Annotated in this window: 10 protein-coding genes; 6 read left to right on the forward strand and 4 right to left on the reverse strand. The window is 45.7% G+C overall.

Going from position 1 to position 15,813, the window contains the following annotated elements; all coding sequences use genetic code 11:
- Positions 1 to 145 precede the first annotated feature (145 nt).
- The gene (locus MJ612_RS00225; RefSeq protein WP_187028339.1) at positions 146 to 1,519 is read left to right on the forward strand and encodes a DEAD/DEAH box helicase; all 1,374 of its coding nucleotides are present in this window, start codon (positions 146 to 148) and stop codon (positions 1,517 to 1,519) included.
- A gap of 259 nt (positions 1,520 to 1,778) precedes the next feature.
- Complete coding sequence (locus MJ612_RS00230) at positions 1,779 to 3,848, forward strand: multicopper oxidase domain-containing protein (RefSeq protein ID WP_187028341.1); 2,070 nt, start codon at positions 1,779 to 1,781, stop codon at positions 3,846 to 3,848.
- Between the two features lie 60 nt (positions 3,849 to 3,908).
- Here MJ612_RS00230 and MJ612_RS00235 read toward each other — a convergent pair whose 3' ends face one another.
- Positions 3,909 to 4,802: a DMT family transporter gene (locus MJ612_RS00235; RefSeq protein WP_187028343.1), complete on the reverse strand. Its 894-nt coding sequence runs from the start codon at positions 4,800 to 4,802 to the stop codon at positions 3,909 to 3,911.
- A gap of 71 nt (positions 4,803 to 4,873) precedes the next feature.
- Between MJ612_RS00235 and MJ612_RS00240 the strand changes: the two genes are divergently transcribed.
- The 4 genes from MJ612_RS00240 to MJ612_RS00255 all read left to right on the forward strand — a co-directional run bounded on the left by MJ612_RS00240 (position 4,874) and on the right by MJ612_RS00255 (position 10,499).
- Complete coding sequence (locus MJ612_RS00240) at positions 4,874 to 6,022, forward strand: AI-2E family transporter (protein WP_250418994.1); 1,149 nt, start codon at positions 4,874 to 4,876, stop codon at positions 6,020 to 6,022.
- Positions 6,023 to 6,147: 125 nt separating this feature from the next.
- The gene (locus tag MJ612_RS00245; protein ID WP_187028345.1) at positions 6,148 to 7,416 is read left to right on the forward strand and encodes a replication-associated recombination protein A; all 1,269 of its coding nucleotides are present in this window, start codon (positions 6,148 to 6,150) and stop codon (positions 7,414 to 7,416) included.
- A 232-nt stretch (positions 7,417 to 7,648) separates the two neighbouring features.
- Positions 7,649 to 9,412: a signal peptide peptidase SppA gene (gene sppA / locus MJ612_RS00250; RefSeq protein ID WP_187028346.1), complete on the forward strand. Its 1,764-nt coding sequence runs from the start codon at positions 7,649 to 7,651 to the stop codon at positions 9,410 to 9,412.
- Positions 9,413 to 9,683: 271 nt separating this feature from the next.
- Positions 9,684 to 10,499 (forward strand): purine-nucleoside phosphorylase, encoded by an 816-nt coding sequence (locus MJ612_RS00255; RefSeq protein ID WP_187028348.1) that lies wholly within the window; start codon positions 9,684 to 9,686, stop codon positions 10,497 to 10,499.
- A 70-nt stretch (positions 10,500 to 10,569) separates the two neighbouring features.
- Here the strand turns inward: MJ612_RS00255 and MJ612_RS00260 are convergent, their stop codons facing one another.
- From MJ612_RS00260 to MJ612_RS00270, 3 genes are all read right to left on the reverse strand, one after another.
- Complete coding sequence (locus tag MJ612_RS00260; RefSeq protein WP_187028350.1) at positions 10,570 to 11,376, reverse strand: DUF4249 domain-containing protein; 807 nt, start codon at positions 11,374 to 11,376, stop codon at positions 10,570 to 10,572.
- Entirely contained in the window at positions 11,376 to 13,688 is a 2,313-nt protein-coding gene (locus tag MJ612_RS00265; RefSeq protein WP_187028352.1) for a TonB-dependent receptor, read from the reverse strand. Before MJ612_RS00265 ends, MJ612_RS00260 begins: the two co-directional genes overlap by 1 nt.
- Before the next feature lie 189 nt (positions 13,689 to 13,877).
- Complete coding sequence (locus MJ612_RS00270) at positions 13,878 to 15,761, reverse strand: M61 family metallopeptidase (RefSeq protein ID WP_187028354.1); 1,884 nt, start codon at positions 15,759 to 15,761, stop codon at positions 13,878 to 13,880.
- Between the last annotated feature and the right edge of the window lie 52 nt (positions 15,762 to 15,813).

A 15,813-nucleotide genomic window follows, 5' to 3' on the forward strand; every position in this document is an offset into this window, starting at 1 on the left:
TCAATCATTATGGTGCAAATAGAACCATACTACCTCTTTTAAGGTTGATAGAAAGAATAACGCCGGGATTGATCGCAAATGCTATGTATTCCCGGAAAGCTGAGACAGTGCACATGGCATTGTACAGCATCATAAGACCAATTACATGACATTTAACGAATTGAACCTGATAGAGCCTATCCTAAACGCTCTTAAAACAGAAGGATATACAAATCCCACCCCGATACAGCAAAAAGCAATCCCTTATATACTTCAGAAACGCGACCTGCTGGGTTGTGCGCAGACTGGTACTGGTAAAACAGCAGCTTTTGCTATTCCGATTCTGCAGTTACTACACGCCCTGCCACAGGATCGTAACAAGCGTACTATAAAATCGCTGATACTGACGCCGACCCGTGAACTGGCCCTGCAGATCGGAGAGAGCTTTGGCGCCTACGGCCGCAATACTGGCTTAAAGCATACCGTAATTTTTGGTGGTGTATCGCAGCACCCGCAAACCGAAGTCCTGAAAAGAGGAGTGGATATACTGGTAGCAACACCTGGCCGTTTGCTCGACCTGATGGCACAAAAGTATATAGACCTGAGCCACCTGCAGATATTTGTGCTGGATGAGGCAGACCGTATGCTGGATATGGGTTTTGTGCACGACGTACGCAAGGTGCTGAACGTGATACCTGAAAAGCGCCAGTCGCTGTTTTTCTCGGCTACCATGGCACCGGAGATCATGAAGCTGGCGGATAACATTTTGGTGGAGCCTGCGAAAGTAGAAGTTACACCGGTATCAAGTACAGCGCATACTATAAAACAAGCGGTTTATTACGTTAAGAAAGCCGACAAGAAAAACCTGCTGATCCATTTGCTGAAAGGCAATGAAATTGACCGCGTACTTGTATTTACCAGAACCAAGCATGGCGCAGACCGGGTAGCAAAAGACGTTACAAAAGCTGGTGTGCAGGCCGAAGCCATACATGGTAATAAATCTCAGAATGCCCGAGTACGTGCTTTGGATAACTTTAAAGCCAGCCGTACCCGTGTGTTGGTCGCTACTGATATTGCCGCGCGTGGTATTGATGTGGATGACCTGAACCACGTGATAAATTTTGAGTTGCCAAACGAGCCGGAAACATACGTGCACCGTATTGGCCGTACAGGTCGTGCCGGGGCAAGCGGTACTGCGTTATCGTTCTGCGATGCCGAAGAAACATCGTACCTGGTAAGTATACAGAAACTGATCGCGAAGTCGGTGCCTGTGGTAGATAACCACCCGTACCCGATGACTGCCAAGGATTTTGCCGAAGCTGCCTCAACCATGAAAGAGCAGAAGAAAAAAGGTGGAAATGATGGCAGAAGCCGCTGGGGCAACAAACCTTCTGGCAGCTCTACCGGAGGTGGCCAGGGCAGAAGCACTGGCGGCGGAAACTTCAGTAGTCAGAACCGTAGCAACAATGGTGGTGGCGGACAGCGCAGCGGTAGCAACCGCAGCAATGGTAACCGGAACCGTTCGCACCAGTCGAGCTAAAAAACCGTTAAGTATAAAGTAAAAAGCCCCTGCCGGACCTAAACCAGCAGGGGCTTTTTTATGCATCACATTTAACTTACTCTGGCTGCAATACGATTTCAGAAGTTAAAAAGAGATACTTATCACTTTTCGTGCAATTTATTCATATTAGATAGAATTTAATTTATGGGAATCGTATAAAATACATGAACACTTGCTTTCGTAGCACTAGTTTTTATTGATTGTTTATAGTTCTTAAAAGTATGATTCGCTATGAAATATGAAATTTACAAGCTCCCGCCTGACTTTGTTACATCTTTTAATCTGCTTGTTGGTAGGCGTAATCTTACCACTGCAGGCACAACAACTTCTTGACCCACGCACACAAGTTAAATTTACCAATCCGTTACCCATTCCTGCTGCTATAGATGCTACACAGGGAGGTACTTTTGAAATGGAAATTACCCAGTTTGAGCAGGACCTGGGGTTACGTGATATTTCGGGGCAACCGCTGCTTACCAAAGTATGGGGCTATAATGGTCAGTATCCCGGTCCAACCTTTGTAGCTAAAAAAGATGTGCCAGTAGATGTATTCTGGTATAATAACTTAACAGTTGAAGGCTCAGCTACCGGCACACCATTACCACATCTATTACCTATAGATAGAAGTATACACTGGGCATTAGAGCACGTGGAAGGCAGGGAGCAATATGGCATACCTATAGTTACGCACCTGCATGGCGGTCATTCCGAATCAGAGAGCGATGGATTACCTGAAGCCTGGTTTACACCCGGTTTTTCACTGAAGGGCAAAGATTTTAAAAAGGGAGATAGTGAACCTTATCATTATGATAATGACCAGGAAGCTGCCACATTATGGTATCATGACCATACCTTAGGCATAACAAGGCTTAATGTGTATGCCGGTCTGGCGGGCTTCTATATACTTACAGACGATCATGAACAGCAGCTAAAAGCAACGAATAAAATTCCAGCCGATCCCTATGATATTGGATTAGCTATTCAGGACCGCATGTTTACCACAGATGGGCAATTACATTACCCTTCCGGGCTTGATAATCATGATGAATCCGGGGAAGAAGGGGCAAGCGTATTACCAGAATTTTTTGGGAACATTATACTTGTAAATGGCAAGGCATGGCCAGTATTGGAAGTAGAGCCAAGGCAATATCGTTTCCGTATGCTGAACGGCTCCGACTCAAGGTTCTATAACCTGTTTATGTCAGTGCCGCTTAGTTTTGTGCAGATTGGTACAGACAATGGGCTGTTGCCGGCCCCGGTAGCTCATAACCAGCTATTAATTTCTCCCGGCGAACGAAAAGATGTAGTTATTGACTTTTCTAATCCTGCCCTCTGGGGTAAAACGATCATCCTCCGGAACAATGCTCAGTCTCCTTTTCCGAAGGGTACACCTCCCAATCCAAATGCTGAAGGGCAGATAATGGCATTCCGTGTTTCCAAACCTTTAAATACAGCATATCCACTCACGTCAGTGCCGGGCAACTTGCGTGCCAGTGCCATGTTCGACCACGATACGCCAGCCAAAACCAGAAAGCTTATACTTTTTGAAGGTACCGATGAGTTTGGCAGGCTAAAAGCAATGCTGGGCACTTTTGAGCATGGAGCTTTGGGCTTTGTTGAGCCAATTACAGAAAACCCTAACCTGAATGCAACGGAAGTATGGGAGATTTACAATACCACCCCTGACGCACACCCGATACACCTGCACCTGGTTACTTTCCAGGTACTCAATTCACAGAAGTTTAAAGTAGATTTTGATGATGAAGAAAAGGGGACCGTGTCAAAAGTAAGGTTGATAGGTCAGCCTAAGGCACCGGAGCCGGGACAAAACGGCAGAAAAGACACTTACCCTATTGCGCCAGGGGAGGTAACACGTCTTATAGCAAAATTTGACAGGGAAGGCTTATACGCATGGCACTGCCACATTTTGTCGCATGAGGACCATGAAATGATGCGCCCATACTATGTAGGAAACATGCCGGACCACATGCTGGCAAGCCATACCCAAGATAAGAACGATAAAATACCGGCAAAAGAAAAGATACTTAACAATGGCGTATTCAGCATTTATCCAAATCCGTTTTCGAGTGCTGCGACACTACAGATAAAGCTAAGTGAGCCAGCAGCTGTAGCTGTACGCCTTTTAGATATAAGAGGACGCTTAGTAAGAGAAGTACCGGTAAAACAACTTGCTACAGGTAATCATCAGCTCGAAATCAACAGCACCGATATGCAGACAGGCATGTATATCTGCGAAGTGGAGATGAATAACAAACTATACCGCAGCCGTGTTGTGCTGACCCGGTAAACGGTTTGGTCTCAGATGGAGGGAAAGCCCTGCTTGGTGCAGGGCTTTTTTTTCTTTTTCTTACTCTGTTACCGCCTGACGTGTGCGGCTTACCAGATACACGCCTGTAAATATAAGCAAGGCATAAATTCCTTTCTGCAGGGTAAATACATCTCTCCCAAAGCCTATGGCAATAAGTATAGCCAGCAAGGGTTGCAGGTAAATATAAGCTCCTACCAACGACGGGTTTGCATAGCGCAGCGCCCAGGTATTGAACAGGTAAGCTATAATGGTTACAGCCAGCACCATAAAAACAATAGCCCACCAGATAGATGATGGAAAAGAACTATAATCTGGAGCTATAACCTGCTGCCAGCCAAACGGAACAACTATAAAAGCACCTACGGCAAAAATGCGGCTTACAATAGTAAAGGCATTATACTTCTGCATCAGGGGTTTTACGAGCACCAAGTATAACCCATAAGATGCCGCATTCAGAATTATAAGCAGATCGCCCCACAGGTTGCCGGAGTTGCTTTCATCGCGCGATGTATAGATCAGCAGGAATGCACCCGTGCAGGCCAGCACAATACCACCTACCTTCCGGAAGCTTACCCGTTCCCGCAAAAGTATAGCCGAAAAGATCAGTACAATGATGGGCACGATCACCATCAGCAGGGCAGCATTAATAGGAGATGTTAGATTAAGTCCTCCAAAAAAGCAGAGCTGGTTAATGGCAATACCTGTAACACCGCAAAGTATAGAGCGCATGTTATCAGCCCAGCCCACAATTTTTTCACGAATAACGAGCCGTGAAAGTATACCGAAAAATATTGCCGCCGACACCACCCGGATAACGATCAGCCCGTAAGGCCCCACATAAAATGGCATCACTTCTTTAGCGATGCTATAGTTGCTGCCGTATATCAGCGCTACCAGAAAAAGCGCTCCATGCACCTGCACTTGTTTACTCATTTGGCAAAGGTACGCGGTTATTTTTTTTGCACCGTATAAGGATGATCAACATAAAATCTATTTCTGAAACTATGGATCTGAAAAGTATGCCCCTAACCGCAAGACGAGCCCTTGAAGTAATGGGTTTGTTTTTTCTGGGGTGGATCATTGTGCTGGGGCAGGGAGTGCTCGCGCCGCTACTACTTGCATTTTTTATGAGCATTATGATGCTGCCTGTATACCGCTTTCTGCAGCGCCACAAAGTGCCTGATATACTTGCCATCGTGCTTAGTTTGCTTTCCCTGGGGCTTATTTTTGGCCTTATTATCTGGTTCTTTTCAGTACAGATAGGGAGCCTAATTTCGGATTTTCCGGTCATTCAGCGAAATGTTACCCAGCACCTGAAATCTCTGAGCGACTGGATCGGTTCTAAAACACCTTTCTCTACCGACGAGCAGACAAAGTTTATCAGTGAGCAAAGCAATAAGCTACTGAATTTTGCAGGCACCTTTTTAAGCGGGGCTGCCGGCTCTGTTACGTCGGTGTTGATATTAATTGCACTACTTCCAATTTATATTTTCCTGTTGCTCTTTTATAAAAACCTGTTGCTGCGGTTTGTGTTTTTATGGTTCCCTGCTGAGAAGCACGCAAAAGTAGAAGACACACTGCGCGAAATGCAGATTATCATTAAAAGCTACCTGTTCGGTCTGCTGATACAGGTAACTTACATGACCATACTTCTGGGTGGTATTTTGCTGATCATCGGTATTAAACATGCACTGCTCATCGGGCTTATTTTTGCTTTCCTGAACCTGATACCGTATGTGGGGGCCTTATTGGGCAACATTATAGGTGTGCTGCTTACACTGGCATCGTCGTCAGAATTGTGGCCTATACTGGCTGTGCTGGGTACCATAGCCGGTGTGCAGTTCTTGGATAACAACATCCTGATGCCACGCATTGTAGGTTCTAAAGTAAAGATCAATGCACTGGCAACTATAGTTGGTGTAATTGTAGGTGGTGAGATTGCAGGTATAGCCGGGATGTTTTTATCGCTGCCTATTATTGCGGTACTTAAAGTGGTATTCGACAGAACGGAAGACTTTAAGCAATGGGGTGTTTTATTTGGAGATGAAAAACCGGAGCATAGCCCAATGACAGAACCAGCCATGCGCGACGACAGCGAAGAGATGCGGCAGCACCTGGAACGGAAAAACGAGATAGAACCGCCGCATAAATAGCAGCAGATCAAAGTATAAGCCAGCGGATTTGGGAAGGAAGGGCTTCATCAGCAGATGCGATTTATCTCTTTGTTTTCAAATCCGTAACTTTGCTTTAAACCTGTTTCAGGTAAACAACATAGCTGATGATTCACCCGAATATACCGTTGGCCGAGCGCATGCGGCCACACAATTTAGACCAGTACTACGGGCAAAAGCACCTGGTAGGGCCCGGTGGCATTTTGCGCCGTTACATAGAAGGTGGCGTAATACCAAGTATGATCTTGTGGGGCCCTCCTGGCGTCGGTAAAACCACTTTGGCTAACATTATTGCCAACCAGATGAAAGTGCCTTTCGTGGCCCTGAGCGCAATCAATTCCGGTGTAAAAGACATTCGCGAAGTGATAGACCAGGCGAAGAAGCGGCAGGGTACAGTATTGTTTATTGATGAGATCCACAGGTTCAATAAATCGCAGCAGGATGCCTTGCTGGGTGCCGTAGAGAAAGGAACTGTTACTTTAGTTGGCGCTACTACCGAGAATCCCTCTTTTGAAGTGATATCAGCATTACTTTCGCGTTGCCAGGTGTACATACTCAAGCACCTGACCAAAGATGAACTGATAGAACTGGTTGACAAAGCTTTGGCTGAAGACGAATGGATGCGCCACAGAAACGTAAAAGTGCAGGAGTATGAAGCCTTACTTACGATATCTGGTGGCGATGCACGTAAGCTGTTGAACCTGCTGGAGATAGTTGCTGAAGGTGTGCAGGGCGATGAAGTTATAGTTACCAACGACCTTGTAAAGCAGGTTGCGCAGCAGAACATCGTGATCTACGATAAGTCAGGGGAAATGCATTACGACCTTGTGTCGGCGTTCATTAAGTCTATTCGTGGCTCAGACCCAAATGCAGCGGTATACTGGCTGGCCCGCATGATAGAAGGCGGCGAAGACCCGAAATTTATTGCCCGCAGGTTACTTATTGCCTCTTCTGAAGATATTGGTTTGGCTAACTCTAATGCGCTGTTAATGGCGACTTCCTGTTTTCAGGCGGTGCAGATGATCGGTTACCCGGAAGCAGAGATTATACTTTCGCAGTGCACCGTATACCTGGCCACATCACCAAAAAGCAATGCCAGTTATAAAGCTATTAAACAGGCCCGCCAGATGGTGCAGCAAACCGGGAACCTGCCTGTTCCGTTACACATCCGCAACGCGCCCACCAAACTGATGAAGGAGATTGGCTACGGCAACAACTATAAGTATGCCCACGACTACGAAGGTAATTTTGTGGAGCAAGAATTTATGCCTGACGGCCTGAACAATACCACTTTTTACGAACCCGGAAACAACGGCCGCGAAGTAGAAATGCGTAAGCAGCTGCAAGCCCAATGGGGGAAAAAGTACAGGTATTAATCTTGAGTTCTGAGTCCCGAGTTACGAGTTAAAAAGGAGTAACGCTCTGAATTTAAATAAACTCGTGACTCAGAACTTGTAACTCAGAACTCTTTATAGTTTTGTAGATGAAAAGGTGAAGTTGGTCGAGAAGGGGATGATTGCTTGAACTATAAGCAGTAAATTTGTTTATTGTAGTGTGGGGCTACGTATAGCGCCATTATTTAATAAGTATAAAAATACATAACCTTATATGCTAAACTTCCTGAAATATGTGCTGGCAACTATTGTAGGCTTGCTCTTATTCTCTTTCATCAGCATCCTTATCCTGATTGGCATAGCAGCCAGCGCCGCGTCTAAAGACGAAGTTCGGATTGTAGAGAATTCTGTACTGGAACTGAAACTGGATAACCCGATTACAGAGCGCGACCCGCATAACCCATGGCAGGAGCTTGGTTTCGCTTTTGGTGGCTTCTCCAGCACCGATGGCCTTGACCAGATCAAAGCATCTATCCGCAAAGCTAAAACCGACGATAATATTAAAGGTATCTTCCTGAACATGCGTTTCGTGGACGCAGGTATGGCGAAGCTTGAAGAGATCCGTAATGAGCTTATTGACTTTAAGAAGTCCGGCAAGTTCGTGGTTTCTTACAGCGATATCTCGAATGAGAAAGCGTATTACCTGGCATCGGTAGCTGATAAGATCTATGTAAACCCACTGGGCACGCCGGAGTTTAACGGCATGAGCTCTGAAGTATACTTCTTTAAAGGTACTTTAGAAAAGCTTGATATTAAGCCGCAGATATTTAAAGTTGGTGAATTTAAAAGTGCTGTAGAGCCTTTCTTCCTGGATAAAATGAGCGAGCCGGCACGTCTGCAGATGCAGTCTTTCCTTAACTCGATCAACGATTTCCAGCTACGCAACATTGCCAAATCCCGCAACAAGACCTACGAAGAACTAAAGAATATTTCTGATAACCTGCTGGTGCGCGATGCTGCTGATGCTAAGAAGTATGGCCTGATTACGGATGTGGGTTACTACGATGAAGCGATCAACTATATCAAGAAAAAAGCAGGTATAAAAGAAGATGGCAAACTGGAACTGGTTGCCTTGAGCAAGTATAAGAAAGCAGAAGGCAAAGAAGAGAAGAACTCCTCTAAAAACCGCATTGCTGTTATTTATGCTGAGGGTGATATTGTAGACGGTAAAGGCGATGATGATGAGATCGGCAGCGAGCGTTATGCAGAAGCTATCAGAAAAGCCCGCCTCGATGAAAGGGTAAAAGCTGTAGTGCTACGTATTAGCTCACCGGGTGGTAGCGCCCTGGCGTCTGATGTGCTGTGGCGTGAAATTCAGCTGACCCGTAAAGTAAAACCAGTTATTGCTTCCATGTCAGATATGGCGGCATCCGGTGGGTATTACTTAGCGATGGGTTGCGATACCATTGTGGCGCATCCAAACACAATTACAGGTAGCATAGGCGTATTCGGTATCATCCCGAACATACAGGGCTTCATGAATAACAAACTGGGTATTACTGTGGATAATGTAAAAACCGGCAAGTATTCAGATGTACCAACGCTTACCCGACCAATGACTGCTTTTGAGCAGGAAGTTGTACAGCGCCAGATAAACCAGATCTATGATGTGTTTACAAAGAAAGCTGCACAAGGCCGTGGCATGACGCAGGATAAACTGAAGGAGTATGCTTCCGGTCGTGTATGGTCGGGTGCAGAAGCCAAGCAACGTAACCTGGTAGATGTGTTTGGCGGACTGGAAACAGCCATTAAGATAGCCGCCGAAAAAGCTAACATTAAAGACGACTACAGGTTAACTGAGTTACCAGCCCGTAAATCGTTTTTAGAGGAACTGATGGGAGATATGGGTTCTCAGGTAAAAGAGCAATATGTAAAAGCCGAACTTGGCGAACTATACCCGCTGTACAACATGTACAAAAAGGTGGAGCACATCCAAGGCATCCAGACACGTATGCCTTACAACCTAAGCGTGGAATGATTTTGAATAACTAAATGAGTGAATAACTCAACTCACATTTATACTTTAACCCGCCCCGGCTATACTTTAGTCAGGGCGGTTTTGCTTTCAGGTAAATTGATTTTATAGATTTATCCGTAAGTTATAGTTTTGGTAATCTATACTTTATAAACTGATGTGGAGAAGCTTTGATAAAAGTCATTTATTTTGAACTATAAAATCGCCTATTTCGCACCCGTAACCATTTTAGAGATATTCACTAAATCATACGCTCATTCAATACTTAAAACCTATGATGCAGCCACTACACGAAGCGACAGCTTATATACAGCAAAACACAGACAACTTTGCGCCTGAATTCGGTATTATACTTGGAACCGGGTTAGGCGCACTGGTGAACGAGATCGAAGTACAGTACAGCCTTTCTTATGCCGATATTCCGCACTTCCCGGTATCAACGGTAGAGAGCCATTCGGGCAGGCTTATACTTGGGTTGCTGGCTGGCCGCCGTGTAATAGTGATGCAGGGCCGCTTCCATTATTATGAAGGCTATTCCATGGAGCAGGTGGTGTTTCCGATTCGTGTCATGAGGTTGCTGGGCATCCAGAAGTTGTTTGTGTCTAATGCAGCTGGCGGTCTTAACCCTGCTTTTAACACATCAGAGTTGATGGTGATTACAGATCATATTAACCTGCAGCCAAGTAACCCGCTTATTGGTAAGAACATAGATGAACTTGGTCCCCGTTTCCCAGATATGAGTGATGTATACGATGAGCATATGGTGCGCCAGGCGATGGTTATTGCAGAAGATGCTGATTTTGATTTACGTGAAGGTGTATATGTGAGCGTGCCGGGGCCGATGCTGGAAACTCCTGCCGAATATAAATATCTTTCTGTGATTGGTGCCGATGCCGTTGGTATGTCTACAGTGCCGGAAGTAATTGCTGCCCGCCACATGGGGTTACCGGTTTTTGCAGTATCTGTAATCACCGACATGTGCACCCCTGACCGACTGAAGAAAGTGAAGCTGGCTGATATTCTGGAAGCTGCCGCCAAAGCAGAGCCCCGCATGACGATGTTAATAAGAGAGCTGATAAGAATGCAGTAAGTAATCTTATTGTTCATAAAAAAGCCCCGGCTATAGGTATAGCCGGGGCTTTTTTATACTTCATTAATTCTTATTTTTTTAAAATTACCGTATCCCGGTCAAAGGCCAGGTTTGTGAAAATGCCCAGCCCACCCTGTACCGATGATTTGATCTTAGAAGGCTGGGCAAACGGGTTGCCGTTCGCGTTTTTTGCATCTTCTGTTGAGCGCAGGAAATCATAATACTGCTCTTCTATGTGGTACAGCGAAAGTATAAGCGTATCGCCTTCTTCGTAATCGTAACCCGAGCCGTAAGATGTTTCTTTGCCGTTTGTCAGCTCATCAGAAGTTACAAATTCACGCTGAGCTCCATTCTCCAGGCTATCGCGGTGCGTCATGTAACGGTAAAAGTTTGCTGTATTCGGATCATCCTGAAAAGTAGTAAGCACATATGCTTTGTCCTTCTCATTAAATTTCCATTCTACTTTTATGATCGGCACTTTGGGTAGTATAGTTGTAAAACCGGTTACCTTACGACCCTGCCCATCCACCACTTCAATGCCATATACTTCTCCGGGAGCTCCGTCCATAATCTCGGTAGATGAGTGCGTAAAGTAACGGTTGTTCCTTGCATTAAATGCCGGGTTATAGGTTAGTTTAATTCGTCTGTCACGGAAAGTAATGTATACTTCAGCATCAGGAACGAGCGGTGGAGTAGGGGAGTCGAAATAAGAGGAGGTTTCAAGCACGGTTACCTGGAAAGGATAGCCCTGCTCCAGGTAACATTCCACTACCAGTTGTGGCTCATGCTCCGGCAACACCACCTCAATCTCTTTCTCCATGTTGCAGCCAAGTATAAAAAACAGTGGCAGCAGGTATAGGTATAAAATGCGTTTCATCAGAATCTGAAATTATAAGTAACTGAAGGTATAACCGGGAACAACGATACCTGCTTGGCCCTGAAACCTATCGTTTGTTCGTCTTCTTCGTCCTTTAGCTGCTCGAAGTACACAAAGTATGGGTTGCGCCTGTTATAGGCATTGTAGGCATTAAAGGTAAGATCGGCCTCGCCTCGTTTAGGTTTAAGCTTCCAGACCACGCCCACATCCAACCGGTGTGTTGCATCCAGACGGAAGCTGTTACGGTCGGAGTATATAGGCACTACGCTAGGTTCCTGCCCTTCCACATCCTGAAAGGCAAAACGTGCAACCGGCAACGAGAAGGCATTGCCAGTACCATATACAAATGCTCCGGTAAGGCTAAGACGTTTGTTTAGCTGGTGCAGCACAACTACGCTCAGGTCGTGACGGCGGTCATAACGCGTCGGGAAGCGGCGCCCGTCGTTTATTTCATCAAACTGGCGATAGGTCCAGGATAAGGTATAGCCTATCCAGCCGGTGGTACGACCTTTTATTTTCTCCAGGTATATTTCGTTTCCGTAACTTTCACCTTTCCCGAACAGGAACTCGTTCTCCAGGCTATCGTTCACAAACAGGTTGGCACCATCCCTAAAGTCGATCTGGCGGTGCATCCATTTATAGTATACTTCATTTGTTACCAGGTATTTACCATCGCCAAATAAATGGCTTACCCCTGCAGCCACCTGTTGTGAGCGTTGCGGCTTTACACGCGCCGTAGACGGAAACCAGATATCAGTAGGGAGCGAAGCACCTGAGTTGGCTAACAGGTGTATATACTGCATCATGCTGGCGTAACTCGCCTTTACGGATGTGTTGGTTGTTATACTATAGCGGGCAGCTGCTCGTGGTTCCAAGGCTGCATATGTTTTATCCTGGCTGTTAAAACCCGATACGCGCAGGCCATAGTTTAGTGATAGTTGTGCATTTACGTTATAGTCGTCGGAGATATAGGCACCGAATTCACTGGCCTTATAGTTATTGCCGGCACTAAAGCTTAAGCGGTCGTCATCGCTATCAAAATTGAGGCGGCCAACCGTAAATGCGTGGTTTGTGGCCGATGCACCAAATCTGATTGTATGCTTGTCATCCAGCAGCCACTCGTAATCCGTTTTAAGGCTGATATCTTTTACTTCGGAGCCCAGGTTAAAGCTGAACACATCGATCTTGTTCTGGATGCTATACTTGTAGCCTGTAAGGGAAAAGGATGTGTTGGAAAACAAGCGTGTGTTATAGTTGTGGCGCCAGTTCAGGGAGCCCATTGTATTCCCCCAGTTAAACGAAAAGCTGAAATCGGCATCATCAAACGTGAAAAAGTCGCGGCCAAAGTAACTACTTAAGGTAATCTCGTCTTTTGGAGTAGGGTTATAGTTTAAGCGGGCATTAAAGTCGTAGAAGTAATAATCTGGTATAGGGTTATAGTCTTTATTGTCTTCGTTTAGCTTATTGATAATGCGGGTAAAAGAATCAACATAGGTACGGCGCCCGGATACAAGGAATGTTAGTTTATCTTTTACGATCGGGCCATCTAAGCTTAGCCGGGAAGAAATAAGGCCGATCCCGCCATTAACACGAAGCTTATCGTTATTCCCTTCGTTCATCCGCACATCCAGCACCGAGGATAACCTGCCCCCAAACTGTGCCGGAAAGCCACCTTTATACAGCTCCACATTGCGCACTGCGTCCGGGTTAAACACACTGAAGAAACCAAACAAATGCGAAGGGTTATAGATGACGGCATCATCCAGCAACACTAAATTCTGGTCGGGGCCGCCGCCACGTACATACAATCCTGATGAACCTTCGCCGCCAGATTGTACACCGGGTTTTAGCTGCAGTGTTTTTATCAGGTCCACTTCCCCGAAAATGGCAGGCAACAGCTTGGCTTCGCGGGTAGTAAGCTGCTCTACGCTCATGCGGTTATCTGTAAGTTTCTGCTCCAGTGTGTTAGCTTCCACTACTACTTCCTGCAGTTGGTTGTCAGAGGGCTGCAGCGCAATGTCTATAGTTCGGTCCGTATTGGTAACAGTTATAGTTTGAGTGACTGGCATGTACCCGACGTAGGTAGCTTGTAACTCATGCGTGCCGGCAGGTAAGTTTAAACTATAAGATCCTCGGGCATCAGTTATGGTACCTATTCTTAACTGCGGTACCGCTACAGTAGCCCCGATCAGTGCCTGTTTATCTGTTGCTGACCTTACAATACCACTCACGCGGTAACTCTGAGCAAATGCTATACTTGCAGAAAAGGAGAAAAGCAGCAGTAAAAAATATCTGTATATAGATTGAGGCATTGCCGGCTATAGTTTGTAAGCAGGTGCAAAATTAACTAATTCATTCAGGAACAGAAGCTATACTTCTGATAAACAAAGAACAAACGCCCGAGTACTGCAATTGTTTAAGAAGAGAATTAAATTTTAGCAGATGTGTTTAGTATACAAGCAAAAAGGCCTCGCTTATGTTTTTGCGAGGCCTTTAATACTTTATTGAGCATTGATGTTGAGCCAGGCAGCCCTCAACGCCAGTTGTTGTGGCGTAGCTTTAGGGTCTGGTTGCAGGTAATGGGGTACTATGCGTTCTGCCTGCCGCACTTTTGCTTTCAGGGTTACTTCGTTTAGTTTTTTCTTCTCTAAGCGGCCTACGGTAACGGTAACATCATCGCCTGGCTTCATCTTTTGTAGGTCTTCCCCTATAAGTTGTCTTACATTAGATGGCGACATCTCTTTCCCATTCCACTTCAGTAGCCGGTCGCCGGGCTTCAGGCCAAGTTCTTTGCCGAAGGCATCCATATCATCGGTCGCTTCCACAATAATTTTACCACTTTCATTATCATACCCGGGTACAAACCCACCATAAGAATTTACCAGTTGCTTCGACATTGGCTCATAGGTAATGCCAACTTTTTTAAAGGTCTCTTCCAGCGGCAGGGGCTCACTTCCTTCCACATATTTGGTAAAAAATTCCCGTATCTCCGGGTAAGTCAGCTCTGCTATTTTATCAAAAAGCTCTTCGTCTTTAAAAGATTTGTTCTTGCCATAGGTTTTGCCTAATTCCTGCATCAGGTCACGTAAACCATACTTACCCTGCGATAACTCACGCAGCCGTACATCCAGCACCAGGCCTATTAGCGCACCTTTCTGGTACACGTTACCATACTCTTTCTCGTAAGGCCCGAGCACTTTTGCACTCATTTCAGTAAAAGGCAGTGTATCGTTATAGTAAGCCTTGGAAGTAGCAATGTATTCCTGTATCTTGTTCAGGTAGGCATCGAGGTCAATTAACTTCTCATATACCTGCACATGCGATGCAAAATACTCTGTTACTCCCTCATACATCCATAAGTGTTTCGACATGTCGGGGTTTATGAAGTCGAAATTGCCGATCTGCTCTGAGTGAATGGTAAGCGGGGTTACAATATGGAAGAACTCATGGGCAGCTACATCGCGCATGGTGCTGCTGAACTGCTCTTCCGGCATTTCCGGCAGGAAGTATACCGACGAATTTGAATGCTCCAGGGCACCAAACGAGCCTGACTTACCTACTTTTTCAGGCACATAGATCAGGAATGCATACTTGTCTACCGGCAGCTTGCCACCCAGGTAGTTGCGCTGTGCCTGCAATATATCTTTAATGTTGGCGGCTATGGGCTTCGATTTTACTTTTCCGCTGGGCGAATAAACCGATACCAGCACATCTGTTTCTCCAAGGTCCAGCACGGTTGTGTCAGGGGCGTTATACATCAGTGGCGAGTCGGCCAGTGTTACATAATCCGGTAAAAGGTACGTATCAGAGGTGGCTGTAGAAGAAGTGGCTTTAAGCGGGGTAGAACCATAAAAGCCCTGCGGTTTAGTTATAGTTAACCGGAACGGCAGCTGCTTCAGCCCATCAAAATAACCCACAAACCCGAAGGTGTTCAGCAAAAAATTCTTGCTGGCTTCAATGTTTGTTCCGCCTGGTTCAAATATGGCTTCTGTTTTTTTAGCAGCATCAAATGTGTCATCTACCCAGTAGGTGATTTTCTGTAGTTTATCTGCTTCTTTAATGCGCCAGCGGTTTTCGTCCAGCTTCTCCACCACTAGTTTCCGGCCTTTATTGTCGAGGGCTGAAAATTCCGAAACAAACTTTCCGAAATCAGAAATCGAGTAGGTACCCGGCACTATCTTCGGCATGTTGTAAATAATCTCTTCCTGCTTCAGCTCGGGAGCCAGCACTGTTACCTGAACTTTGTCTTCTTTTACTTTGGTCAGATCTATTGTTACATGGTATTGTTCTTCAGATGAAGCCTGTGAGGTGTGAGCAGGTCTGGCAGAAGAGCAACCTAACAAGGCGGTAAGGCCAAGCAACAGGAGTGATTTTTTGAATGTCATAGTTTCGGATTGGTTGTAAAGGCTTTTAAACGCAGGCAGGGTTTGTTAAAGT

The sequence above is a fragment of the Pontibacter deserti genome (assembly GCF_023630255.1).
In the GTDB taxonomy this organism is placed as follows: domain Bacteria; phylum Bacteroidota; class Bacteroidia; order Cytophagales; family Hymenobacteraceae; genus Pontibacter; species Pontibacter deserti.

What these genes read in the sequence shown, in the direction of transcription:
- MJ612_RS00225 (WP_187028339.1), top strand. Translation starts at nt 146, where the DNA reads ATGACATTTAACGAATTGAACCTGATAGAGCCTATCCTAAACGCTCTT.
- MJ612_RS00230 (WP_187028341.1), top strand. Translation starts at nt 1,779, where the DNA reads ATGAAATTTACAAGCTCCCGCCTGACTTTGTTACATCTTTTAATCTGC.
- MJ612_RS00235 (WP_187028343.1), bottom strand. Translation starts at nt 4,802, where the DNA reads ATGAGTAAACAAGTGCAGGTGCATGGAGCGCTTTTTCTGGTAGCGCTG.
- MJ612_RS00240 (WP_250418994.1), top strand. Translation starts at nt 4,874, where the DNA reads ATGGATCTGAAAAGTATGCCCCTAACCGCAAGACGAGCCCTTGAAGTA.
- MJ612_RS00245 (WP_187028345.1), top strand. Translation starts at nt 6,148, where the DNA reads ATGATTCACCCGAATATACCGTTGGCCGAGCGCATGCGGCCACACAAT.
- sppA (WP_187028346.1), top strand. Translation starts at nt 7,649, where the DNA reads ATGCTAAACTTCCTGAAATATGTGCTGGCAACTATTGTAGGCTTGCTC.
- MJ612_RS00255 (WP_187028348.1), top strand. Translation starts at nt 9,684, where the DNA reads ATGATGCAGCCACTACACGAAGCGACAGCTTATATACAGCAAAACACA.
- MJ612_RS00260 (WP_187028350.1), bottom strand. Translation starts at nt 11,376, where the DNA reads ATGAAACGCATTTTATACCTATACCTGCTGCCACTGTTTTTTATACTT.
- MJ612_RS00265 (WP_187028352.1), bottom strand. Translation starts at nt 13,688, where the DNA reads ATGCCTCAATCTATATACAGATATTTTTTACTGCTGCTTTTCTCCTTT.
- MJ612_RS00270 (WP_187028354.1), bottom strand. Translation starts at nt 15,761, where the DNA reads ATGACATTCAAAAAATCACTCCTGTTGCTTGGCCTTACCGCCTTGTTA.